Source organism: Arsukibacterium sp. (assembly GCF_033721375.1).
Classification (GTDB): Bacteria; Pseudomonadota; Gammaproteobacteria; order Enterobacterales; family Alteromonadaceae; genus Alishewanella.
Window position 1 is genome coordinate 199,473 of the sequence record NZ_JAWWAP010000001.1, and the last position, 23,709, is coordinate 223,181.

Genomic DNA, 23,709 nt, shown 5'->3' on the forward strand with positions numbered 1-23,709 from the left:
GTAAATTAACTATCTAACAAGCCCAGATCTTTTAACGGATGCTCGTTATCCGGCCACGGTGAGCTGAACAGCAGCTCGATAACGTCTGCAGGTACTTCATCAACCTGCTTATATTTCCAGTCTGGTGTTAAGTCTTTATCAATCAGCAGTGCCCGCACCCCTTCCTGAAACTCACCGAGCTGTCCACACTGCACACTAATCCCTAATTCCAGCCGGAAACTGTCGGCCAGGATTTTGCTCTGGCCCAGTTGCAGCAGCTTAAACACAATATGCGCGGTGATCGGGCTACCATAGGCCAGCGACTGTTTGGCTTTAACCAGCCATTTATCATCGCCTTCCATCGCATTGATAGCACTAATAACCTGCGGCAGGCTTTTGATATCTGCCAGGGCTGTGATAGCGCTCTGATGTGGCCGGATCTGGCTTAATGGCATCTTGGTTCGGCACTGATCTTCAGCACTTCGAAGCACATCGGATAATTTCTGATGATTCAGGGCAATGGTTTCGCCCCACTTCACCGTCAATAATTTATCTACCAGCGCCGCTTTATCTTCGTGCAGAATAAAATGATCAGCTAAATGGATAAATTTAGCATCCGCCGCATTAATTGAGGCGCCGGTTAAGCCTAAGAAAATGCCGCAACCTGGTGGCATCCGGTTTAAAAACCAGCTGGCGCCAACATCGGGGTATAAACCAATCGCCATCTCCGGCATGGCTATCCGGCTGCTGCCGGTGACAACCCGGTGCGACGCACCGGCCATCAGGCCAAGACCACCGCCCATGACGATACCGTTACCCCATACCAGCACTGGTTTATCAAAAGTATGGATCAGGTAATCCAGGGTATATTCTTTGGTAAAGAACTCTTCGACATAGGGATGATAATAATCCGGGCTTTCTTTCATCGCCTGATATAAATCACGGATATCACCGCCAGCACAAAAGGCTTTATCGCCAGCGCCCTGCAGCAGCACCATGGCGATACTTGGATCGTTCTTCCACGCCTGCATTTGCGGCAGCAGCGACTCGACCATCGGCAAACTTAACGCATTTAACGACTTTTCTGAGTTTAAGGTAGCAACCGCAATTTTTTTGCCATTGTCAGCCGTAAGTTCCTGATATAACACTACGTCTGTGCTCATACTCATCACCCGTTTACCCAGTTAGCCTGGCGTTTTTCCAAAAAGGCCTGCACCCCTTCCACCTGATCTTTAGTGTCGAACAAGCCGACAAACAATTCGCGCTCCAGCGGCAGTGCAGTCTTGATATTACCGCTGCGCCCTTGCTGAATAAGCTTTTTACAGGCTGTTACCGCCACCGGGCTTTGCTGGGCAACATTACCGGCCAATGCCATAGCCGCTTCAAATGCGCCACCGGTTGGCACCACTTCTTCTACCAGGCCAATTTGCAGTGCTTTTTCAGCGTTAATCCGCTCGCCGCATAAAATCATCTTTTTTGCCCAGCCTTCACCGACCAGCCATGCCAGATTCTGGGTGCCACCGGCGCAGGGTAATAAGCCTACTTTCGCTTCAGGCAATGCCATCTGTGCTTGTTGCTCAGCAATGCGGATATCACACGCTAATGCGACTTCCAGGCCACCGCCCATCGCATAACCGTTAATGGCGGCAATCGACACACCACGAAAATCAGTTAACGCTTCAAAGGCTTCACCAAAAATACGCGCCATATCGCTGGCGACAGCTTTATCGCCATCGGCAAACACTTTTAAATCGGCGCCGGCTGAAAAGAATTTTTCACCTTCCCCGGTGATGACTAACGCATAAATATTTTTATCGTTGTTAAGGCTTTGAACCATATCGCGCAGCTCGGTTAAGCTGGCGTGGGTCCAGGTGTTGGCAGGCGGGTTTGCCATCGTGATAAGCGCTGTGTGATCGCGCTTTTCCAGTTTTAATTGAGCCATTCCAGTCTCCTTTTGTAGCATCACTTAGCAAGTGAGCTCGGAGAAACAGCCTTGTCCACAGCGACACGCTATAAACCATCCATGGGGCTCGGTTCCGGCCATCCATGGCCTGCAACGGTCGCTTTAGAACAAGGCTATTCCTCCTCCAGTGTTAATTCACTAAATTTAATCAGATACTTGTTACAGAATGTCGCCTGCGGCTTCATCCAGTAACCGCCGGCCAATAATCAGCCGCATAATTTCATTAGTGCCTTCCAGAATCTGATGCACCCGCACATCACGGAAATGCCGCTCCAGCGGATATTCTTTAATGTAGCCATAACCACCATGCAGTTGCAGCGCCTGGTCACACACCTGAAAGCCCACGTCAGTGGCAAAACGTTTAGCCATTGCGCAGTAAGCAGTCGCTTCACTGTCTTTCTGGTCCAGTTTAAAGGCGGCTAAGCGCACTAACTGCCGGGCCGCAACTAGCTCAGTGGCCATATCCGCCAGTTTAAACTGCAATGCCTGAAACGCCGCCAGTGGCTTACCAAACTGCTGGCGCTCCAGCATATAATTGCGGGCAGTATTAAGCGCCTGCTGGGCAGTACCAATAGAACAGGTGGCGATATTAATCCGACCGCCATCCAGGCCTTTCATGGCAAAACCAAAGCCTTCACCTTCATTACCGAGCAGGTAATGCGCCGGAATACGCACATCTTCAAAGGTAATTAAGCGGGTCGGCTGAGCATTCCAGCCCATTTTCTCTTCCGCTTTACCATAAATCACGCCTTTGGCATCGGCCGGCACAATAAAGGCAGAAATGCCTTTGGGGCCAGCTTCGCCGGTACGGGCCATAACCACTAATACTTCGGTCTCGCCAGCGCCAGAGATAAACATCTTCGAGCCGTTTAGCACATAATCGCTGCCATCTTTTTTGGCACTGGTACGTAGGCCGGCTGCGTCTGAGCCAGAACCGGGCTCGGTTAAACAATATGACGCCAGCTTTTGGCCTGTAACCAGATGTTCAACCCACTGTGCTTTCGCATCACTGGTACCCCAGGTGGCAATCATCCAGGTGGCCATATTGTGAATGGTCAGCATGGCAGTAGTAGCAGTACAGCCCATCGCCAGTTGTTCGAAAATAATCGACGAGTCTAAGCGGGATAAGCCCATGCCGCCGTCTTCTTCAGCGGTATACAGCGAGCAAAAACCCAGCTCGCCGGCTTTTTGAATGACATCTTTCGGGAAGTGATGATCCCGATCCCACTGCGCGGCATGTGGCGCCAGTTCTTGTTCAGCAAACTGTTTCGCCACATCAACAAAGGCTTGCTGGTCTTCTGTTAAATTAAAATTCATTGATACACCTTTACAGGTTCTGGTGTCTGACACCCTACTACTTATGTAGTTAAAACTTATGGTGGGCTGGGTGGCACACTTTACACGCTGACACGCTATAAACCTTCCCTGGGGCTCGGTTCCGGCCATCCATGGCCTGCAACGGTCGGCTAAATAAAGTCTCCCACCCGCCTTGTTATTCTAGACCCTGAGCTTAGCGCAGGTTAATCGACATATTCGGGCCAGATACCGGAATATCGTCATCAAACCAGCGGGCAGTAATGGTTTTGGTTTCAGTATAGAAACGCACTGCCTGCTTACCATAAGCATGCTGGTCGCCATAGAACGAGCCTTTCCAGCCGGTAAAGGAGAAGAACGGCAGTGGCACCGGGATCGGAATGTTAATCCCCACCTGACCAACCTCAACTTCATGCTGATACTTGCGGGCAGCCGCGCCACTGGCGGTAAAGATAGAGGTACCGTTACCGTACGGGCTGTCGTTGACCACTTTCAGCGCTTCCTGCAGGCTCGGTACCTGCATGGTGGTTAATACCGGGCCAAAAATTTCCTGTTTATAAATTTCCATGTCGGTGGTGACATTGCTGAACACCGTTGGGCCTACCCAGTTACCATCCGGATAACCTTCAACTTTGCAGTCAGAGCCATCCAGTACACAGGTAGCGCCTTCTTTTTTACCCTGTTCAATTAATGACAACACACGGGCACGGGCCTGCGGGCTGATTTGCGGGCCGTAAGCCGCATTCGGATCGGTGTAAACGCCTGGGCGTACTTTACCAATGGCCGCGGCCACGTCCGGGATCCATTCGGCAGCGGCACCAACAAACACCGCAACTGAAATCGCCATACAGCGCTGACCGGCTGCGCCGACTGAGGCGCCAACCAGGGCGTTAACCACCTGCTGCTTGTTGGCATCAGGCATAATCACCATATGGTTTTTCGCGCCGGCAAACGCCTGTACCCGTTTTAAATTATCGGTACCGGTTTTGTAGATATACTGGCCAACGTTAACCGAGCCAACAAACGAAATGGCTTTAATATCCGGGTGGTGCAGTATCGCATCAACCTGCTCTTTGGCGCCGTGTACTACCTGCAACACGCCTTTCGGGGCACCGGCCTTAACAAACAGCTCAGCAATTTTGTTAACCGTCATCGGATCTTGTTCTGACGGTTTTAAAATAAAGGTATTACCGCAGGCAATCGCCATCGGGAACATCCACAGCGGGATCATTGCCGGGAAGTTAAACGGGGTAATACCGGCACAAACGCCCAGCGGCTGAATGTAGCTGTAGGTGTCGATACTGCGCGCGACGTTCTCTACCGTTTCGCCCATCATTAATGAGGGGATATTGGCCGCCTGCTCTACTACTTCAATACCACGCCAGACATCGCCTTTGGCGTCTTCGACTGTTTTACCCAGTTCCTGACAGATAATGTCGGCAATATCGGCCTGATGTTCTTTTAACAGATGAGCAAAACGCATCATCAGTCGTGCCCGCTCGGATACCGGTACTTCTTTCCAGGTCAGAAAGGCCGCTTTGGCTGATTCTACCGCCCGGGTCATTTCCTCTGCTGTGGCGCAAGGCACCTGAGCTATCACTTCCTGGGTAGCCGGGTTGGTGACGGGGATCAGTTTGTCACTGTTTGAGGTGACGAACTCGCCGTCAATAAAATGCTTAACCTGTTGTGTCATATTGCTTCTCCCGGTTGTTGGGTGTGCCATCAGCCTGTTATATGTTTAATAAGAGGTTGTGCTGAACGGCGGTATTTCGGTGCAAAGAGATCGGTTGCGATACCCGCTGTGCTCGCCACAGCAACTCAGATTTGTTACACAAATCTTCAGACACTCTGTGGCTGCGCTTTCGGGTTCCCAACCTCACTCCTGTTATTTCTTATACTGTCTGATTTACAGAACTTCAACGGCTAAGGCCACGGCTTCACCGCCACCAATACACAGCGAGGCAACACCTTTGCTCAGGCCGCGTTTTTTCAGGGCGTGAATCAGCGTTACCAGAATACGGGCACCTGAAGCACCTATCGGGTGGCCCAGGGCGCAGGCGCCACCGTTTACGTTTACTTTGGCATCATCCAGACCCAGCTCGTTAATGGCCAGCATGGTTACCATGGCAAAGGCTTCGTTAATTTCCCACAAATCAACCTGCTCTTTGTCCCAGCCGGCTTTTTGCAACAGCTTTTGCATCGCGCCAACCGGCGCAACGGTGAACAGTTCCGGCCCCATTGAATGGGTAGCATGGGCGACAATACGGGCTAAAGGCTGAACGCCCTGGGCGCTGGCGTCGGACTCGCGCATTAAAATCAGCGCCGCCGCACCATCAGAAATCGAGCTGGAGTTGGCCGCAGTAATAGTACCGTCTTTGGCAAAAGCCGGCCGCAAGCCAGGAATTTTATCCAGTTTGGCGTTGCCTGGCTCTTCATCTACGTTAAAGGTAACGTCGCCCTTGCGGGTTTTAAACGTAACCGGGGTGATTTCAGCGTCAAAATCACCATTGGCAATCGCCTGTTGAGCACGGGTGGTCGATTGCACTGCAAAGGCATCCATCTGCTCACGGGTTATATTTTTGTCATTGGCCGTGTCCTGGGCAAAACAGCCCATGGCTTTGCCGTCATAGGCGTTTTCCAGACCATCCAGCATCATATGATCTTTAATTTCGCCATGGCCCATCCGGTAACCGGCGCGCGCTTTTGGCAGCAGATAAGGTGCATTTGACATTGACTCCATGCCACCGGCGACGACGACATCGGCGCTGCCGGCAATCAGCAAGTCGTTGGCCAGCATCACCGCTTTTAAACCAGAACCACATACCTTATTTATCGTGGTGGCGCCTGCCCCTAACGGTAAACCTGCTTTTAACATCGCCTGCCGTGCCGGCGCCTGGCCTAAGCCGGCTGGCAGCACATTGCCCATAATCACTTCATTGATTTTATCAGCACCGATGCCGGCCTGTTCCAGCGCAGCTTTAATGGCAGTGGCGCCAAGTACTGTGGCATCAACACTGGTTAAGCCACCCATAAAGCCGCCTATCGCGGTACGTTTCGCCGCAACAATTACAATATTGTGTCCGGTATTGTCAGAAGCCATTTTACTCTCCTATCAAGGTTGGCCTGAAAAGATGCCCAAGAGCCTACACCAAATTTACGTTTACGCCAACGTCAACCATCTAGCACTATGGTAGTGGCAGCGGGTTATAGTTCGGGAAATGGTTCATTAAACTGTACAGTCAGACCAGCAAAATCTGGCATTTTTGCTTTACAAAGCCAGCTAAAACGGACTTTTGTCCATTTCCAGCACCTGCCACCAGCTTTACCTTTACGTAAACTTCACTTATAGTTGATGGCGTTTTTCGGGAAGGCAGTCATGACAGAAAAAGAAGAAAAAACCTACAGTATCAGCGAGCTGGCGAAAGAGTTCGACATTACTACCCGCAGTATTCGGTTTTACGAAGATCAGCGGCTGCTTTCGCCATTACGTAATGGCCAGACCCGCATTTACAGCAAACGCGATCGGGTCCGCCTGAAGCTGATCCTGCGCGGCAAGCGGCTGGGTTTCAGTCTGGCTGAAACCGGCCAGCTGTTTGAACTGTACGACGCGGATAAAAGCAGCGTGACCCAATTAAATACCATGCTGACATTAATTGAGCAAAAGAAAACTGAACTGCATCAGCAACTGGACGATATCAAAGTAGTGCTAATGGAGCTGGTCACCGTTGAAAAACGTTGCCGCGATACCTTAGCCGACGCCAAACAATCTAAAACTGGTTAAGCAGTTTTACATATACAGCAAACGGGGATTTACCATGATAAGCAGTTATAAAGGCCTTAACTTCGATTTAGGCGAAACCGTCGATATGATCCGCGAGCAGGTTAATGCCTTTGCCCGGGAAGAAATAGCACCCCGTGCCGAGCACATTGATCAGGTAAACGAATTCCCGAATGAATTATGGCGTAAATTTGGTGATTTAGGCCTGCTGGGTATTACCGTTGACGAAAAATACGGCGGCTCGGGCCTCGGTTATTTAGAGCATGTGGTGGCACTGGAAGAAATCAGCCGCGCCTCAGCCTCAGTGGGCTTATCTTATGGCGCCCATTCCAATCTGTGTGTTAACCAAATTTTCCGCAACGGCACTGAAGCGCAAAAACAAAAATATCTGCCAAAACTATGTTCAGGTGAACATATTGGCGCCCTGGCAATGAGTGAGCCAAATGCCGGCTCTGATGTGGTCAGTATGAAGCTGCGCGCCGATAAAAAAGGCGATGTGTACATTTTAAACGGCAATAAAATGTGGATCACCAACGGTCCTGACGCCCACACTTATGTGATTTACGCCAAAACCGATGTTAATGCCGGCAGCAAAGGCATTACCGCCTTTATTGTAGAGCGTGGCACCAAAGGCTTCAGCACCGCCCAGAAGCTGGATAAATTAGGGATGCGCGGCTCTAATACCTGCGAGCTGGTATTTGAAGACTGTGAAGTACCGGCTGAAAATATTCTCGGCCAGGAAGGCGGTGGCGTTAAGGTACTGATGAGCGGCCTGGACTACGAGCGCGTGGTGTTATCGGCCGGCCCGCTGGGCATTATGCAGGCCTGTATGGATGTGGTGGTGCCTTATATTCACGACCGTAAGCAGTTTGGTCAGGCCATTGGTGAATTCCAGCTGGTGCAGGGCAAGCTGGCCGATATGTATACTCAGATGAATGCCGCTAAATCTTACGTTTATACCGTGGCCAAAGCCTGTGACCGTGGCGAAACTACCCGCAAAGACGCTGCGGCCGTTATTCTGTACTCGGCAGAGCTTGCCACGAAGATGGCACTGGATGCCATTCAGTTACTGGGTGGTAATGGTTACATTAACGAATACCCTACCGGCCGTTTACTGCGCGATGCCAAGCTGTATGAAATTGGCGCCGGCACCTCAGAAATCCGCCGGATGCTGATTGGCCGCGAGTTATTTACTGAGTCGAACTGATATGACTAAGATCGTAAGTAAAGTTAATCCGCGTACTGAGGAATTTCAGAAAAACGCCGACGCCATGCAATCCGTGGTGGACGATCTGAACAGCAAAGTACAGCAAATTAAACTCGGTGGCGGCGAAGCGTTAATTGCCCGCCACACGGCCCGCGGCAAGTTGTTTGTCCGCGAGCGCATTCAGAAACTGCTGGACCCGGGCTCACCGTTTTTAGAAGTAGGTCAGTTTGCCGGCTGGGAATGCTATGAAGACTATGTGCCCAGTGCCGGTGTAGTGGCCGGTATTGGCCGGGTAAGTGGTGTTGAGTGCATGATTGTTGCCAACGACGCTACCGTTAAAGGCGGCACTTATTATCCGCTTACCGTGAAAAAACACCTGCGGGCGCAGGAAATCGCTGAGCGCTGTCACCTGCCCTGCATTTATCTGGTCGACTCCGGCGGTGCCAACCTGCCCCGCCAGGACGATGTATTCCCTGACAAGCTGCATTTTGGCCGGATTTTCTTTAATCAGGCCAATATGTCAGCCAAAGGCATTCCGCAAATTGCCGTGGTAATGGGTCTGTGTACTGCCGGTGGTGCTTATGTGCCGGCAATGGCAGACGAGAGTATTATCGTTAAAGAGCAAGGCACTATCTTTCTGGCCGGCCCGCCGCTGGTCAAAGCCGCCACCGGTGAAGAAGTATCGGCTGAGGAACTTGGCGGTGCCGATGTTCACTGTAAAATTTCCGGCGTGGCCGATCATTATGCCTTAAATGACGAGCACGCCCTGCAGCTGGCCCGCAATGCCGTATCACGGTTAAACCGGCCTGCACCAGAGCCAATGGACGTTAAACCGCCGCAAGAGCCGCTATACGATGCCAAAGAGCTGTACGGCATCGTCGGTACTGACCTTCGTAAGCCATTCGATGTCAAAGAAGTGATTGCCCGGCTGGTTGATGGCTCTGATTTTGATGAATTTAAACAATACTACGGTGCCACCTTAGTTTGCGGTTTTGCACGAATATTCGGTTATCCGGTCGGCATCGTCGCCAATAATGGGATTTTATTCTCAGAATCAGCGCAGAAAGGCGCCCACTTTATTGAGCTTTGTGCCCAGCGCAAAATTCCATTGTTATTCCTGCAGAATATCACCGGTTTTATGGTCGGTAAAAAGTATGAAGCCGAAGGGATTGCCAAGCACGGTGCCAAAATGGTGATGGCGGTAAGCTGCGCCAAAGTACCAAAATTTACTGTGTTAATTGGCGGCAGCTATGGCGCCGGCAACTACGGCATGTGTGGCCGCGCCTATGATCCGACCATGATGTGGATGTGGCCCAATGCCCGCATTTCAGTAATGGGTGGCGAGCAGGCAGCCGGCGTCATGGCGCAGGTTACTAAAGATGGTCTGGCCCGCAAAGGCGAAACCTTATCAAGCGATGCAGAACAAGCGCTTAAAAAACCGATTATTGAGCAGTATGAGAAGCAGGGTCACCCCTACTACGCCAGCGGGCGTTTGTGGGATGACGGCATTATTGACCCAGCACAAACCCGGATGACCGTGGGCCTGGCGATGGCGGCAGCACTTAATGCGCCAATTGAAGAGACGAATTTTGGTGTGTTTCGGATGTGATGCAAGTGATTGTCAGGTGCTTCGGCCATAGACGCTGCAATCGCGCCGTACAACTTTGTCAGAACACGCCGTGAATACATCCCTGTAGGCTCCTGTTTTTCATCCATGAAAAACACGGTTCTGAGCAAAGTGCACTGTGCGCTTGCTGCTACGAGGATTAAGCGGGTGCGGATGTGATTTTTTCGGCGACCGTTGAAGCCCTGGACGGGCGGAAACGAGCCCCCATGGATGGGTTCACGGCGTGTCGCAGACAAAAATACACGCAGCAACCGCGATGCCGGAGAAAAACAGTCTCAGGTTGCATTAACACTTTCGGAGAGAAAATGAATCAGGTTTACACCCAAGTAAGTATCGACCAGCGCGGCGTGGCCAGCTTAACGTTAAACCGGCCCGAGGTGCATAACGCCTTTGACGACCTGATGATTGCCGAACTGATCCAGGTACTCGACCAGCTGGCTGCTAATCCGGACGTACGGCTGTTGCTGTTAAACGCCAATGGCAAAAACTTCTCTGCCGGCGCCGATTTAAACTGGATGCGCTCGATGGCTGAAAAAGACTACGAGCAAAATCTGGATGACGCCAACGAACTGGCCAGATTAATGCACAAACTGGATAAATTCCCTAAGGCCACCGTGGCCGTGGTGCAGGGTGCAGCTTTTGGCGGCGCCGTTGGCCTGGTCGCCTGTTGCGATATCGCACTGGCAAGCGACAATGCCAGCTTTTGTTTAAGCGAAGTTAAAATAGGCCTTATTCCGGCCGTTATCAGCCCCTATGTAATGCGGGCACTCGGTGAGCGGCAAAGCCGGCGTTATTTTTTGACCGCCGAGCGCTTTAGTGCCGCTACTGCCAAAGAGCTCGGGTTGCTGCACGAGGTAACCAGCGCCGCTGATTTGACAGAAAAAGCCGATGGCATGATTAATAGCCTGCTGCAAAACAGCCCGGCAGCTATCAGCGCGGCAAAAACCCTTATTCATAATATTTATAACCGCAAAATCAGCAACAATGTGGTGGCGCATACCACCCAGGCCATTGCCGAAATCCGGGTGTCAGAGGAAGGTCAGGAAGGCCTGAGTGCTTTTCTGGAAAAACGCCGCCCGGGCTGGTTAGATAATACCTCACAGGACAAATAAGTATGTTCCGCAAAATATTAATAGCTAACCGTGGCGAAATTGCCTGTCGGGTTATCGATACTGCCCATAAACTGGGTATTCGTTGCGTAGCGGTGTATTCAGAGGCCGATGCCAATGCCCGCCATGTGCGGATGGCAGACGAAGCCTATCTGCTGGGTCCTGCGCCAAGTAAAGACTCTTATCTGCGCAGCGACAAAATTATCGATATAGCCAGACAAAGCGGCGCAGAGGCTATTCACCCGGGCTATGGCTTTTTATCTGAAAACGAAGACTTCGCCAAAGCCTGTAGCGATGCCAACGTAGTGTTCATCGGCCCGCCGGTTGGCGCTATTACTGCGATGGGCTCAAAAAGCGCCGCCAAGAAAATTATGGCCGATGCCGGGGTACCATTGGTGCCAGGTTATCATGGTGATGATCAGTCAGATGACAAGCTTAGCAGCGAGTCAGCTAAAGTGGGTTACCCACAGCTGTTAAAAGCGGCCTATGGTGGCGGCGGTAAAGGCATGCGGGTGGTCTGGAAAAAAGAAGAGTTCAATGATGCCCTGGCCAGTGCCCGACGTGAAGCTAAAGCCGGCTTTGGCAATGATAAAATGCTGATAGAGCGCTATTTGACCAAACCGCGGCATATTGAAATTCAGGTATTTTGTGATAACCACGGCAATGCCGTGTATTTAGCCGAGCGTGACTGTTCTATTCAGCGCCGTCACCAGAAAGTCATTGAAGAAGCGCCCGCCCCAAATTTCAGCAGTGAGCAGCGCAAAGCCATGGGCGAAGCTGCGGTAAAAGCTGCCAAAGCTATCGATTATCGCGGCGCCGGTACCGTTGAGTTTCTGTTTGATGAAGACGGCTCGTTCTATTTTATGGAAATGAACACCCGCTTGCAGGTAGAGCATCCGGTAACAGAAATGATCACCGGTCAGGATCTGGTTAAATGGCAGTTGCTGGTAGCGGCCGGCGAAACCCTGCCACTTAGCCAGCATGAAGTGCAGATAGATGGCCACGCCATTGAAGTGCGGGTATATGCTGAAGATCCGGATAACGACTTTCTGCCGCAAACCGGTAAGCTGACCTATTTACGCCAGCCTGAAGCCAGCCGTCATGTGCGGGTCGATACCGGCGTAGTGGAAAATGACGAAGTCTCACCTTATTACGACCCGATGATTGCCAAACTGATTGTCTGGGATGAAAGCCGCGATCGGGCCATTGCCCGGATGTTACGCGCGCTGGACGATTACCGGATTGCCGGTGTTACCACTAACTTAAGCTTTTTAACCAGCTTAACCGAGCATCCGGCGTTTAAAGCGGCTGAACTTGATACCAATTTTATCAACCATCACCAGGACGCCCTGTTCGCTGTCGCCAACAAAGAAAACAATCAGGCGTTGGTGCTGGCGGCATTATTTATTTTAGAGCAGCAAAAAGCACCGGTCGCAGCCGGTGCTCGCCTAAGCCCCTGGCAATACAGCCATGGCTGGCGCTTAAATGAAACGCCGACTGTGGTGCTGAATTTAGTTTATGACGATAAAGCTGAGCAACTGATCATCCGTGAGCAGCAACAGCATTATGTCGTCGAGTTACAGGGCCAACAGATAAACTGCCAGGCGCAGCTTAATGGTGATGAACTCAGCGCAACGCTTGGCGATCATAAAACCAAGGTTCGGGTAAGTCGTTATGAAGACACCATCAGCGTCTTTATCAAGCATCACCGGTATGATTTTATTTACCGCACAGAAGTGACGCCAGAGCTTGACGGCAGTGAGCATGCCGGCAGTTTAACCGCGCCAATGAATGGCACTATTGTAGCGGTTATGGCCAAAGCCGGTGCTAATGTCAAAGCCGGCGAAACCCTGGTGATTATGGAGGCGATGAAAATGGAATACAGCATTAAAGCACCCAAAGATGGTGTGGTAAATGAAGTATTTTACAGCGCTGGCGATCTGGTAAAAGACGGTGCCGAGCTGGTCGATTTTACGCCGGAGGAAGCATGAGCTTACCGCAACGCGTTCGGATAGTGGAAGTAGGCCCGCGCGATGGCCTGCAAAATGAACAAAGCGTCAGCACTGCCGATAAAATAGCGCTTATCGATAAGCTAAGCGCAGCCGGCCACAGCTACATTGAAAGCGGTGCCTTTGTCTCGCCCAAATGGGTGCCACAAATGGCTGACTCCGGCGAGGTATTTGCCGGTATTTCCCGCAAAACCGGCGTGACCTATGCGGCGCTTACCCCGAATTTAAAGGGCTATGAAGCGGCCAAGGCTGCTGGCGCCACTGAAGTGGCAATTTTTGGTGCCGCATCAGAGGCATTCAGTCAGAAGAATATTAACTGTTCCATCAGCGAAAGTCTGGAGCGCTTTGCACCGGTACTGGCAGCAGCACAGGCAGACGGCATTAAGGTGCGCGGTTATGTATCCTGTGTGGTCGGCTGCCCTTATCAGGGTGAAGTGGCACCTTCAGAAGTGGCCCAGGTCGCCAAAGCGCTGCTTGAAATGGGCTGCTACGAAGTGTCACTGGGTGATACCATTGGCGTCGGCACACCGAACACCGTTAATGCGATGCTCGATGCCGTGCTGGCTGTAGTGCCGGCAGAAAAACTGGCGGTCCATTTTCATGATACTTATGCTCAGGCCCTGACTAATATTTATGTGGCGCTTAGCCGTGGCATTAGCATTATCGACAGCGCCGTTGCCGGTTTGGGCGGCTGCCCCTATGCAGCCGGAGCGTCAGGCAATGTGGCGACTGAAGATGTAGTCTACTTACTTAATGGCCTTGGCATTTCGCATGGTATAGATTTAACGGCGCTGGCAGAGGCAGGCTGGTTTATTACCGCTAAGCTCGGCAAGCAGCCTAGTTCTAAAGTAGGATTGGCACTTAAGGCCAAGTGCAAGCAAACTGGTGGTTAGTTAACAGCAGAAACAAAGGTTCTTCGAACACGGTAAGCACTCCGTACAACTTTGCCGAAACACGCCGTAAATACGTCCCTGTAGGCTCCTGTTTTTCATCCATGAAAAACACGGTTCCGGCCAAAGTGTACTGCGCGCTAACCTCTGCACAGATGCAAGCGGATGCGGATGTGATTTTTTCTGAGACCGTTGAAACCCTGCGGACAAATTCGTCAGGAACGAATTTGAACAGCGCAGCTGGCCCGAAGGGTAAACTTCATGGATGAAGTTTATAAACGAGCCCCCAGGGAGGGGTTCACGGCGTGTCGCAGACAAAAATACACGTAGCAGCAGCGAAGTCGAAGAACAGCTCTACAATAAAGTTCAGCAACGAACAGAGGACAACAAATGGCAGGGTTTAATAAAGTCGTACATAGCTACGAAGACGCCATGGCAGGCCTGCAGGACGGCATGACCGTGATTGCCGGTGGCTTTGGTTTATGCGGTATTCCTGAAGGCTTAATTGCCCAGATAAAAAAAATGGGTACCACCGATTTAACGGTAGTATCCAACAATTGCGGTGTTGACGGCTTTGGCCTGGGCATTTTGCTGGAAGACCGCCAAATCAAGAAAATGGTCGCCTCTTATGTTGGTGAAAACGCCCTGTTTGAAAAACAACTGCTCAGCGGCGAGCTGGAAGTGGAATTGACGCCACAAGGCACCCTGGCTGAGAAAATGCGCGCCGGCGGTGCTGGCATACCCGCCTTCTTCACCGCTACCGGCTACGGTACGCCCGTTGCAGAAAACAAAGAAACCCGCGAGATTAATGGCCGCAATTATGTGCTTGAGCCCGCCATTACCGGCGACTTTGCCATAGTGCGCGCCTGGAAAGCCGACCGTTACGGCAACCTGGTTTTCCGTCACACCTCGATGAACTTTAACCCGATGGCCGCAACCGCCGGGAAAATTACCGTGGCGGAAGTAGAAGAAATTGTCGAGCCGGGCGAGCTGGAACCCTCGCAAATTCACACCCCAGGTATTTACGTGCAGCGCGTGATCAAAGGCAGCTTTGAAAAACGCATCGAACGTCGTATGGTGCGGCAAGGTTAAGGAGGCAACCATGGCTTTATCTCGTGAACAGGTAGCAATGCGCGTGGCGCAGGAATTAGAAGATGGTTACTACGTTAACCTGGGTATTGGTATTCCTACCCTGGTGGCCAACTACGTGCCCGAAGGCATTGAAGTAATGCTGCAATCTGAAAACGGCTTGCTTGGTATGGGTCCGTACCCGACTGAAGCACAGCTTGACGCCGATATGATTAACGCCGGTAAAGAAACCGTTACCGCCATTAAAGGCGCAGCCATATTCAGCTCAGCAGAAAGCTTTGCCATGATCCGTGGCGGTCATGTCGATTTAACCGTACTGGGCGCCTTTGAAGTTGACCAGAACGGTAACATCGCCAGCTGGATGATCCCGGGCAAACTGGTCAAAGGCATGGGTGGTGCGATGGATTTAGTCGCCGGCGCCCAGAACATTGTCGTTACCATGACTCACGCCGATAAATACGGCAACAGCAAGCTGTTAGCAAGCTGCACGCTGCCACTGACCGGTGTTGGCTGTGTGAAGAAGATTGTTACCGATTTAGCGGTGCTGGAAGTACGCAACGGTGCCTTCCACTTACTGGAACGCGCTCCTGGCATTACTGTCGAGGAAATTCAGCAGAAAACCGCCGGCAAGCTGGTCGTAGAAGGCGAAATCCCGGAGATGGTGTTTAACTAAGTTACTGTTAATCTGTATTTTGATATATAAAGGCGCGTTGATTACTGCAATCATCGCGCTTTTTTTTGACCAAAGCACAATCAAGTGATAACCTTTAGCCATATCAGTTGATTGGTGCATATTATGACTGCTTTAGTTCGTGAGTTTACACCTTCTCTATACACTACTCCCACCTTGTGGCAACAGCTGGGTATTGCTGAGCGCGGACCCAAGCTTTATCAGGCGTTGCACGATGGGTTTTCCTATGCTGTTTTTGATAAATTAGCAGCGGTGTCGACCCTGGATAAAAAACAGCTGGCGCAAGTGTGTCAGTTAGCCCCGGCCACGCTGGCAAGGCGGGCAAAGAGCGGTAAATTTACTCAGGAAGAAAGTGACAGATTATTTCGCTTTGCCACTGTATTAGTGGCCGCCAGCGCCTTATTTAATGATGATATGACGGCCACTAAACGCTGGCTGACCGAACCGGTATATGGTTTGGGTGATAAAACACCACTGGAAATGCTCGTTACTTCTGCTGAGACACAGGCTGTACTGGATTTAATTGGCCGCTTAGAACACGGTGTTTTTGCCTAATGGAGTTCTCTGGAGATCGACAACCAGAGCTCGGTTGCAACACCCGCTATGCTCACCACAGCAACTCACTCGCGCCAAGGCGCTCCTTCAGACACTCTGTGGTTGCGCTAACGGGTTTCCAACCTCACTTCTGTAACCTAACCTATGCTGCTCTATGAGTTCTGTTAAACTTTATCGTTTAGTAAACCGCAAATGGGCAGCACAGGCATTTGATGGTGAAGGTGCTCGTTTATATGGTGGACGGTGGAATAGTAAGGGCCAGCTGTGTGTGTACACCGCTGGCTCTGAAGCGTTGGCTATACTGGAAATTCTGGTACATTTAAATAACCGGGCGCCGCTGGCTCAGTATCGGTTATTTCAGTTAACTATCGACAGCGACGATATACTAACCGTCAGCCTGAATAATTTACCGGCCAACTGGCAGCTGCAACCAGCAACCGCTGATACTGCCCAAATTGGTGATAACTGGCTAACACAAAAGGCCAGCCTGGCACTGGCTGTGCCCAGTATAATTGCACCACGTGAAAACAATATCTTGCTCAATCCCATGCACCCCGGCTTTAAAGCTTGTTTAGCAAAGGTTACAGAACTTGATTTTATGCCTGATCCCCGTTTAACGCTTTAACCTGGCCAGCAAGCTGGAGGTATCCCAGCGGCTGCCGCCCATTTGTTGTACTTCGCTATAAAACTGGTCGACTAACGCTGTTAACGGTAAATGGCTGCCGTTTTTACGCGCCTCATTTAATGCTATACCTAAGTCTTTGCGCATCCAGTCTACGGCAAAACCAAAATCATACTTGCCATCAAGCATGGTCAGCGAGCGGTTCTGCATTTGCCAGGACGACGCTGCGCCCTGGGAAATAACCTCAACCACGGCGGCGCCATCCAGGCCGGCATTCTGAGCAAAATTAAGTGCTTCTGCCAGGCCCTGCACCACCCCAGCAATACAAATCTGGTTTACCATTTTCGCCAGCTGCCCTGAACCGGCCGGGCCAAGCAATTTAGCACAACGTGCATAGCTCATAATGGCGGTTTCGGCCTGGTCAAACGCCGAAGGCTGGCCGCCCAACATTACCGTTAATACGCCGTTTTCGGCACCGGCCTGGCCACCGGATACCGGCGCATCTAAAAAGCCGATCTGTTTTGCTTCGCAAGCAATGCTGAGCTCGCGGGCTAACTCCGCTGATGCCGTGGTATGATCAATCAGCACGCCACCGGGCTGCAGGGTCGCCAGCACACCATCATCGCCATACACCACCGAGCGCACATCATCATCATTACCGACACAGATAAACACCAGGTCGGCTTCTGCTGCGGCCAGTGCTGGCGAAGCAGCATGACTGCCACCGTATTGCTTAACCCACTGCGCAGCTTTGGCCACTGTGCGGTTATAGACACAGACCTGGTAGCCTTTTTGCTGTAAATAGCCTGCCATTGGGTATCCCATTACACCCAGACCGATAAATGCGACTTTACCTTTACTCTCAATTGACATAAAAATGACTTATAGCTGTGAAATGATAAGCTGTTAGCTTACAAACTTCGTCTTATAAAAGAAAGCGGCTGAACAAAGATATAGCCGGGTCCAGCATTGATAATGCGACATCATTGTCGAACTTAAAACATAATCGGGAAGCAGAATGACCAATATTCATCAGTTTACAGTTAAAAACGGCCAGGGTCAGGAAGTGGATCTGGCATCTTATCGCGGCAAAGTGGTGCTTATCGTTAATACTGCCAGTCAGTGTGGCTTTACCCCGCAGTATCAGCAGCTGGAAGAGTTGTATCAGCAATATAAAGATCGTGGTTTGGTTATTCTGGCATTTCCGTGCAACCAGTTTGGCAGCCAGGAGCCGGGAGACAACAGCGATATTCAGCAATTTTGTCAGTTAAACTATGGCCTGAGCTTTCCGGTAATGGCGAAAATTAATGTAAATGGTTTAAAAGCCTCGCCATTGTTCGAGCATTTAAAAGATAGCGCCCGCGGCTTACTGAAAACCCGGGCCATAAAGTGGAACTTCACCAAGTTTCTGATTAACAAGCAGGGTGAAGTGGTTAAACGCTATGCCCCCCGCACTAAGCCTGCCAGCATTGCCCAAACAATAGAAGAATTGCTGTAACTTTGATCTGGCGCTAATTATGACAACTTCAACTGATCTACACTTAGCAGAAAATAACGGACCGCAACCCAGCGCGAGGTTACCAATGAAAGTTGCCGTATTCAGTGCTAAAAAATATGATCAGGATGGCTTTAGCCAATGGGCAGATCCGAGCCTGCAATTCAGCTATTTTGACAGCCGCTTAAATGCAGTTAATGTCAAACTGGCGCAGGGCTGTCATGCCATTTGTGCTTTTGTAAATGATGATCTGTCAGCGGAAGTGCTGCAGCAAATGTCCGAAATGGGTATTGAAATGGTGGCGCTGCGCTGTGCCGGCTTCAATAATGTCGACCTGGATACCGCCAAAGCGCTGGGGATCCGGATTGCCCGAGTACCGGCTTACTCACCCGAAGCGGTAGCAGAGCATACTATTGCCATGATGCTGACGTTAAACCGCAAACTGCATAAAGCCTTTAACCGGGTCAGAGACGACAATTTCGCGATTGACGGTTTACTCGGTTTTAATATGCATGGCAAGAAAGTGGGCTTGATTGGTACCGGCCGGATTGGCCTGGCCACAGCCCGTATTTTAAAAGGCTTTGGCTGCGAGCTGCTTTGTTACGACATCGAGCCGGCAGCGGAGCTTTCAGAGCATTATGTCAGCCTGAATGAGTTGTATGCGCAAAGTGACATTATCAGCCTGCACTGTCCGCTTACGCCGGCCACCAAGCATTTAATCAGTACGGATTCGCTCTCAAAAATGCGTGATGGCGTAATGCTGATTAATACCAGCCGAGGCGCGCTGGTTAATACCAGAACGGTGATAGAAGGCTTAAAAAGCCGGAAAATTGGTTATCTGGGTTTAGATGTTTACGAGCAGGAAGCCGATATCTTTTTTGAAAATTTGTCTGAGCAGGTCATCGATGATGAGGTCTTTAAGCGTTTACTGACCTTCCCTAATGTGCTGATAACCAGCCATCAGGCCTTTTTTACCAAAGAAGCGTTACAGCAAATAAGCAGTATTACCAGTGACAACTTAATGGCATTTGCCGGTGGCAGCACCACCGGCAATGAATTAGTACAATAGCGGCTTAATTAATGAAAAGATGTTCAGACTTTGCCGCTCATTTCGTCCATCAGGGTTTCTGACAGCTCTTCCGGGGTAACCACGACGCCGGGGCCATCTGAATCGGGTATTACAGCAATAGCCAGCTCATCGCCAATCAGACCTGAGGTCCATTTATCCAGCCAGGTTTTAACATCAATAGATTTGGCGGTGCAATGCTGCCACTCACCTTCAATCCATTGCTCGGCCAGCTCAGCATGAGGCCATACCGGAATGCAGCGCTCATCTTCTGCGCTGACCAGCACGAAGCCTTCTTCATCCGTTAAAATCCAGATTTCCTCTAAATCGGCCACGGCATGAACAAAATATTCATAACGTTGTTCAGCATCCAGTGAGACAACCCGGCTAAGTTCTTCAGTGCTTAAGTGATATTCCATAATGATTTCCTGCTTAAAAATAAGTGAATGAATGATGACGGATTTAACCTTATAAAGCCAATAGAAAAACCGCTTTGTCATCGCGAACAGGCCAAAATATCAGTATAGATCAGTGTCAGCGTTGCTTCAGGTTCAGGTTCAGTATCAGTATCAGGTTTAGTGTACAGCCGGCAGCGCAAACAGTTGGCGGGCTAAATATAACAACAGCGCATAGCGGGCACCTTTACCCAGCGCCACCAGCAGTAAAAATAAGCCAAAGCGGACCCGAAGCATGCCGGCTACCAGAGTTAGCGGGTCGCCAACTATCGGCAACCAGGCCAGCAGTAAGCTCCAGCTGCCGTAGCGCTTAAAGTGCTGCTCAGCTTTAGCTAACTGCGCCGGGCTTACCGGAAACCAGCGCTTATCAGAAAAGCGCAGCAATTCTTTGCCCAGATACCAGTTAACGCAGGAGCCCAGGGTATTACCGCAGGTGGCGGCCAGCCATAGCCACAATGGCGCGTAACCTTGTTGTGCCAACGCCAGTAACAGTACTTCAGAGGAGGCCGGCAATAAAGTGGCAGCAATAAAGCCGCTGGCAAAAAGTGAAAAATAGCCCAACAGCATAAAATGGTATTAACCCAGCTTAAAAAAACGCAGGCACTGTAGCAGATTATCAGGCACAGTTGATAATACAGTGAGCAATACAGTAAATCATACAGTTAATGAAAATCCCGCGACTTGCTGGCAAAGGCTGCCAGCTCATGACTTAAATCGGTCAGTCTGCCGGCTATTACATGGGTTACGTCACCTTCACGCTCTAAAATACCGTCTACCTGCAGTATTTGCGCCGTTAAAAAAGCCTGTTGCTGAGCCTGGGCTGTTGCCAGCCACACCACCACATTGGCCGTACCGGTTTCATCTTCCAGCGAGATAAAGGTAACCCCGGCAGCAGTGCCGGGGCGCTGGCGTAAGGTAACCAGGCCACTTATCCGTACCGGGCTTTTATGCCGAACCTCTTTTAACGACTCAGCGGCAATACTGCGCGGCAATTTACCGGCCCGGCGCAGCAGCGCAATCGGGTGTTGCTGTAAACTCAGACCCGTGGCCGCATAATCCTCCAGTACTTCATCTATCTCAGATGGCGCAGGCAATGGCCCATGCTGATAATTAGCCGGCTGTTCTGATACCACTGCAGTTGCATGCTCACTTTCGTTACTTTGATTACTGGCATTACTTTGATTACTGGCATTACTGGCATGGCTTTGTTCGGCACAAAAAAGCGGCAGGCTCTGCTGCTTATCCAGCAACTGCCAGCGGCTATTGTACCTGTCGCCACTTATGGCCACTAAGGCATTGGCACTGGCCAGCGCCTGTAAATCGCTACTGTTAAGGCCAGCCTGACGTACCTGGGACAGTGAGCGGTAACCCTCTGCAGGCCGGTGCTGCAGTAAGCGCTCAGCGCCTGTCGCACTTAACCCTTTGACCTGACGCAGCCCCAGCCGGATAGCATAATCCGCTTGCGCTGGTTGCTCTGGTTGCTCTGGTTGCTCTGGTTGCAAGGTATAATCCTGGCATGAACCATTAACACATACCGGTAATACCTTAACCTGATGCCTTTTGGCATCCTGTAGCAATTGCGACGGGCTGTAAAACCCCATGGGTAAGCTGTTAAGCAGTGCCGTATAAAAGGCCGCCGGATAATAATGTTTTAACCACGCCGAAATATAGGCCAGCACAGCAAAGCTGGCCGAATGCGACTCGGGAAAACCATATTCACCAAAGCCACAAATCTGCTGGTATATCCGCTCAGCAAATTCCTGCTGATAGCCCCGCTTCAGCATGCCGTTTATCAGCTTATCTTTAAATTGCAGCAATTCGCCGGTTTTTTTCCAGCTGGCCATCGCCCGGCGCAGCTGATCAGCTTCGCCGCCAGTAAAACCGGCAGCGACCATCGCCAGTGCTATTACCTGTTCCTGAAAAATTGGTACGCCCATGGTGCGGCTTAATACCTGCTCGACTTCCGGTGACGGATAACTGACCGGCTCGATGCCATTACGCCGTTTTAAATACGGATGCACCATATCGCCCTGAATAGGCCCGGGCCGGACGATGGCAATCTGCACCACTAAATCGTAATAACAGGCCGGTTTTAAGCGCGGCAACATGCTCATTTGCGCCCGGGATTCAATCTGAAACAAACCGACGGTATCGGCCTGCTGAATGAGCTTAAACACTGCCGGATCATCGCCCAGGGCATTAATGCCGGCAATACTGAGCGGCCGCTGATAATGTTGTTCGACTAAATTAAAGCACTTGCGAATGGCCGTCAGCATGCCCAGCGCCAGCACATCAACTTTTAACAGTTCCAGTGTTTCTAAATCATCTTTATCCCACTGGATCACGGTTCTGTCGCTCATCGCCGCATTTTCCACCGGCACCAGTTCATATAGCGGACCTTCGGAGATAACAAAGCCGCCCACATGCTGTGATAAATGGCGGGGAAAGCCGCGTAGCTCATCCACTAACTGCACAAGCTGACGGGTAGTCTCGCTGCCAGGATCCAGCCCCAGCGCCCCCAGTTGCTGCTGCCAGCTGGTAGCGGGATTACGCCGCTGAATATTTTTGATAAGGAAATCCAGCTGGCTTTCCGGCAATCCCAGTGCTTTACCAACATCCCGCAGCGCACTTTTAAAACGATAACTGATCACCGTTGCGGCCAGCGCAGCGCGCTCCCGGCCGTATTTCTGATACAGATACTGAATCACTTCTTCGCGCCGTTCATGCTCAAAATCGACGTCGATATCAGGCGGCTCCTGGCGCTCTTTTGATAAAAAACGTTCAAACAACACCTGAATTTGCCGCGGATCAACAGCAGTGATCTGCAGGCAATAACACACCACAGAATTAGCCGCTGACCCCCGGCCCTGATATAAAATATTGCGGCTTTGGGCAAACTGCACCAAATCGTAAATGGTCAGAAAAAAATATTCATAATTAAGCTCGCTGATAAGGTCCAGCTCTTTATCGATTAATGCCTGTACCCTTTGCGGTACGCCGTCGGTAAAGCGGATTTTACTGCCATGCGCTACCAGCTGCCGCAGATAACTACTGGCGGTTTGCCCTGCTGGCACCAGCTCAGCCGGATACTGGTATTTAAGCTCGCTAAGATTAAAACTGCAGCGCCCGGCAATAACCGCGGTTTCATTCAGCCAATTTTCGGGAAATAATTTTGCCAGCTTGGGCAAAGGCCTGAGCGCCCGTTCGGTATTGCTCAGCAGCTCTCGCCCCAGTTCACGCACCGGCCTGCCGGCCCGGATGGCGCTGACACAATGCTGCAGTGCCAGCCGGCCGGGCTGATGCATTAAAACAGCACCACAGCACATCAGGCTAAGCTGAAACTCACCGGCCAATTGCTGACAATACTGATTAAATTGCATCTCGTTATGGTTTAAATAGCGCCGCATTGCCAGCCATAACCGGCTGGCATGATACTTTTTAAGCCACTGCCCCCAGTACTGATCGCTGGCAGGATCTCCACTTGGCAACCATAAAATGAAACAGTGCTTAACCGACATTAAATCCCATTCAGTCAGCTGATATTCGCCTTTACGGCTGCGCCTTCTGGCATTGGTGATAACGCGGCATAACTCGCTGTAGGCCGCTTTAGTCGGACATAACAACACCAGCTGCAGTTTATCCAGCATAAACACACTGCCAACAATTAACTTTAAGCTAAGTTGCTGTTCATTAATTGCCCGATATGCCCGCACCACACCGGCAACTGAACATTCATCCGTTATCGCCAGCGCCTGATAGCCCAGGGATGCGGCCTCGGTTACCAGCTCCTGCGGGCTGGACGCCCCCTGCAGAAAACTGAAATGGCTTTGACAAAACAGTTCAGCGTATTGCATGGCCGT

At 51.0% G+C, this 23,709-nt stretch carries 21 protein-coding genes; 12 read left to right on the forward strand and 9 right to left on the reverse strand.

The window, feature by feature from the left end:
* Nucleotides 1–5 precede the first annotated feature (5 nt).
* The 5 genes from R3187_RS00880 to R3187_RS00900 form a co-directional block, all read right to left on the reverse strand.
* Nucleotides 6–1,142: an enoyl-CoA hydratase/isomerase family protein gene (locus tag R3187_RS00880; protein ID WP_318964814.1), complete on the reverse strand. Its 1,137-nt coding sequence runs from the start codon at nt 1,140–1,142 to the stop codon at nt 6–8.
* Between the two features lie 5 nt (nt 1,143–1,147).
* On the reverse strand, nt 1,148–1,921 hold the full coding sequence (locus R3187_RS00885) for an enoyl-CoA hydratase (protein ID WP_318964815.1): 774 nt from the start codon (nt 1,919–1,921) through the stop codon (nt 1,148–1,150).
* A 180-nt stretch (nt 1,922–2,101) separates the two neighbouring features.
* Nucleotides 2,102–3,259 (reverse strand): acyl-CoA dehydrogenase family protein, encoded by a 1,158-nt coding sequence (locus R3187_RS00890; RefSeq protein WP_318964816.1) that lies wholly within the window; start codon nt 3,257–3,259, stop codon nt 2,102–2,104.
* A 193-nt stretch (nt 3,260–3,452) separates the two neighbouring features.
* Nucleotides 3,453–4,949 (reverse strand): CoA-acylating methylmalonate-semialdehyde dehydrogenase, encoded by a 1,497-nt coding sequence (locus tag R3187_RS00895; RefSeq protein WP_318964817.1) that lies wholly within the window; start codon nt 4,947–4,949, stop codon nt 3,453–3,455.
* Nucleotides 4,950–5,162: 213 nt separating this feature from the next.
* Entirely contained in the window at nt 5,163–6,356 is a 1,194-nt protein-coding gene (locus tag R3187_RS00900; protein ID WP_318964818.1) for an acetyl-CoA C-acyltransferase, read from the reverse strand.
* Between the two features lie 276 nt (nt 6,357–6,632).
* On the opposite strand from R3187_RS00900, the gene R3187_RS00905 reads away from it, so the two are divergent.
* The 10 genes from R3187_RS00905 (at nt 6,633) to R3187_RS00950 (ending at nt 16,836) form a co-directional block, all read left to right on the forward strand.
* Nucleotides 6,633–7,037 (forward strand): MerR family DNA-binding transcriptional regulator, encoded by a 405-nt coding sequence (locus R3187_RS00905; protein ID WP_318964819.1) that lies wholly within the window; start codon nt 6,633–6,635, stop codon nt 7,035–7,037.
* Between the two features lie 34 nt (nt 7,038–7,071).
* On the forward strand, nt 7,072–8,241 hold the full coding sequence (locus R3187_RS00910; RefSeq protein ID WP_318964820.1) for an isovaleryl-CoA dehydrogenase: 1,170 nt from the start codon (nt 7,072–7,074) through the stop codon (nt 8,239–8,241).
* A 1-nt stretch (nt 8,242) separates the two neighbouring features.
* Complete coding sequence (locus tag R3187_RS00915; protein WP_318964821.1) at nt 8,243–9,850, forward strand: carboxyl transferase domain-containing protein; 1,608 nt, start codon at nt 8,243–8,245, stop codon at nt 9,848–9,850.
* Nucleotides 9,851–10,173: 323 nt separating this feature from the next.
* Nucleotides 10,174–10,980: an enoyl-CoA hydratase/isomerase family protein gene (locus R3187_RS00920; protein ID WP_318964822.1), complete on the forward strand. Its 807-nt coding sequence runs from the start codon at nt 10,174–10,176 to the stop codon at nt 10,978–10,980.
* A 2-nt stretch (nt 10,981–10,982) separates the two neighbouring features.
* Nucleotides 10,983–12,968, forward strand: a complete 1,986-nt coding sequence (locus R3187_RS00925) for an acetyl/propionyl/methylcrotonyl-CoA carboxylase subunit alpha (protein ID WP_318964823.1) — start codon at nt 10,983–10,985, stop codon at nt 12,966–12,968.
* The gene (locus R3187_RS00930; RefSeq protein ID WP_318964824.1) at nt 12,965–13,879 is read left to right on the forward strand and encodes a hydroxymethylglutaryl-CoA lyase; all 915 of its coding nucleotides are present in this window, start codon (nt 12,965–12,967) and stop codon (nt 13,877–13,879) included. Before R3187_RS00925 ends, R3187_RS00930 begins: the two co-directional genes overlap by 4 nt.
* 387 nt (nt 13,880–14,266) lie before the next feature.
* A complete protein-coding gene (locus R3187_RS00935; protein ID WP_290616592.1) occupies nt 14,267–14,968 on the forward strand; it encodes a CoA transferase subunit A in 702 nt (233 codons plus the stop codon).
* A 10-nt stretch (nt 14,969–14,978) separates the two neighbouring features.
* Entirely contained in the window at nt 14,979–15,638 is a 660-nt protein-coding gene (locus R3187_RS00940) for a CoA transferase subunit B (RefSeq protein ID WP_318964825.1), read from the forward strand.
* A 123-nt stretch (nt 15,639–15,761) separates the two neighbouring features.
* Nucleotides 15,762–16,211, forward strand: a complete 450-nt coding sequence (locus R3187_RS00945) for an antitoxin Xre/MbcA/ParS toxin-binding domain-containing protein (RefSeq protein ID WP_318964826.1) — start codon at nt 15,762–15,764, stop codon at nt 16,209–16,211.
* Nucleotides 16,212–16,365: 154 nt separating this feature from the next.
* A complete protein-coding gene (locus tag R3187_RS00950; RefSeq protein ID WP_318964827.1) occupies nt 16,366–16,836 on the forward strand; it encodes an RES family NAD+ phosphorylase in 471 nt (156 codons plus the stop codon).
* Here R3187_RS00950 and R3187_RS00955 read toward each other — a convergent pair.
* Nucleotides 16,825–17,706 carry an NAD(P)-dependent oxidoreductase gene (locus tag R3187_RS00955; protein WP_318964828.1) on the reverse strand — a complete coding sequence of 294 codons (882 nt, stop codon included), beginning with the start codon at nt 17,704–17,706 and terminating at the stop codon, nt 16,825–16,827. The genes R3187_RS00950 and R3187_RS00955 overlap by 12 nt on opposite strands.
* 145 nt (nt 17,707–17,851) lie before the next feature.
* On the opposite strand from R3187_RS00955, the gene R3187_RS00960 reads away from it, so the two are divergent.
* Nucleotides 17,852–18,331: a glutathione peroxidase gene (locus tag R3187_RS00960; protein ID WP_318964829.1), complete on the forward strand. Its 480-nt coding sequence runs from the start codon at nt 17,852–17,854 to the stop codon at nt 18,329–18,331.
* A gap of 85 nt (nt 18,332–18,416) precedes the next feature.
* Entirely contained in the window at nt 18,417–19,397 is a 981-nt protein-coding gene (locus tag R3187_RS00965; RefSeq protein WP_318965235.1) for a 2-hydroxyacid dehydrogenase, read from the forward strand.
* 23 nt (nt 19,398–19,420) lie between these two features.
* Here the strand turns inward: R3187_RS00965 and R3187_RS00970 are convergent, their stop codons facing one another.
* From R3187_RS00970 to R3187_RS00980, 3 genes are all read right to left on the reverse strand, one after another.
* Complete coding sequence (locus tag R3187_RS00970; protein ID WP_318964830.1) at nt 19,421–19,813, reverse strand: DUF2750 domain-containing protein; 393 nt, start codon at nt 19,811–19,813, stop codon at nt 19,421–19,423.
* A gap of 156 nt (nt 19,814–19,969) precedes the next feature.
* A complete protein-coding gene (locus tag R3187_RS00975) occupies nt 19,970–20,416 on the reverse strand; it encodes a YqaA family protein (protein ID WP_413229000.1) in 447 nt (148 codons plus the stop codon).
* Nucleotides 20,417–20,511: 95 nt separating this feature from the next.
* Complete coding sequence (locus R3187_RS00980; protein WP_318965237.1) at nt 20,512–23,703, reverse strand: error-prone DNA polymerase; 3,192 nt, start codon at nt 23,701–23,703, stop codon at nt 20,512–20,514.
* Nucleotides 23,704–23,709: the final 6 nt, after the last annotated feature.

Coding starts and splice junctions, on each gene's coding strand:
- R3187_RS00880 (WP_318964814.1), bottom strand. CDS start 1,142: ATGAGCACAGACGTAGTGTTATATCAGGAACTTACGGCTGACAATGGC.
- R3187_RS00885 (WP_318964815.1), bottom strand. CDS start 1,921: ATGGCTCAATTAAAACTGGAAAAGCGCGATCACACAGCGCTTATCACG.
- R3187_RS00890 (WP_318964816.1), bottom strand. CDS start 3,259: ATGAATTTTAATTTAACAGAAGACCAGCAAGCCTTTGTTGATGTGGCG.
- R3187_RS00895 (WP_318964817.1), bottom strand. CDS start 4,949: ATGACACAACAGGTTAAGCATTTTATTGACGGCGAGTTCGTCACCTCA.
- R3187_RS00900 (WP_318964818.1), bottom strand. CDS start 6,356: ATGGCTTCTGACAATACCGGACACAATATTGTAATTGTTGCGGCGAAA.
- R3187_RS00905 (WP_318964819.1), top strand. CDS start 6,633: ATGACAGAAAAAGAAGAAAAAACCTACAGTATCAGCGAGCTGGCGAAA.
- R3187_RS00910 (WP_318964820.1), top strand. CDS start 7,072: ATGATAAGCAGTTATAAAGGCCTTAACTTCGATTTAGGCGAAACCGTC.
- R3187_RS00915 (WP_318964821.1), top strand. CDS start 8,243: ATGACTAAGATCGTAAGTAAAGTTAATCCGCGTACTGAGGAATTTCAG.
- R3187_RS00920 (WP_318964822.1), top strand. CDS start 10,174: ATGAATCAGGTTTACACCCAAGTAAGTATCGACCAGCGCGGCGTGGCC.
- R3187_RS00925 (WP_318964823.1), top strand. CDS start 10,983: ATGTTCCGCAAAATATTAATAGCTAACCGTGGCGAAATTGCCTGTCGG.
- R3187_RS00930 (WP_318964824.1), top strand. CDS start 12,965: ATGAGCTTACCGCAACGCGTTCGGATAGTGGAAGTAGGCCCGCGCGAT.
- R3187_RS00935 (WP_290616592.1), top strand. CDS start 14,267: ATGGCAGGGTTTAATAAAGTCGTACATAGCTACGAAGACGCCATGGCA.
- R3187_RS00940 (WP_318964825.1), top strand. CDS start 14,979: ATGGCTTTATCTCGTGAACAGGTAGCAATGCGCGTGGCGCAGGAATTA.
- R3187_RS00945 (WP_318964826.1), top strand. CDS start 15,762: ATGACTGCTTTAGTTCGTGAGTTTACACCTTCTCTATACACTACTCCC.
- R3187_RS00950 (WP_318964827.1), top strand. CDS start 16,366: ATGAGTTCTGTTAAACTTTATCGTTTAGTAAACCGCAAATGGGCAGCA.
- R3187_RS00955 (WP_318964828.1), bottom strand. CDS start 17,706: ATGTCAATTGAGAGTAAAGGTAAAGTCGCATTTATCGGTCTGGGTGTA.
- R3187_RS00960 (WP_318964829.1), top strand. CDS start 17,852: ATGACCAATATTCATCAGTTTACAGTTAAAAACGGCCAGGGTCAGGAA.
- R3187_RS00965 (WP_318965235.1), top strand. CDS start 18,417: ATGAAAGTTGCCGTATTCAGTGCTAAAAAATATGATCAGGATGGCTTT.
- R3187_RS00970 (WP_318964830.1), bottom strand. CDS start 19,813: ATGGAATATCACTTAAGCACTGAAGAACTTAGCCGGGTTGTCTCACTG.
- R3187_RS00975 (WP_413229000.1), bottom strand. CDS start 20,416: ATGCTGTTGGGCTATTTTTCACTTTTTGCCAGCGGCTTTATTGCTGCC.
- R3187_RS00980 (WP_318965237.1), bottom strand. CDS start 23,703: ATGCAATACGCTGAACTGTTTTGTCAAAGCCATTTCAGTTTTCTGCAG.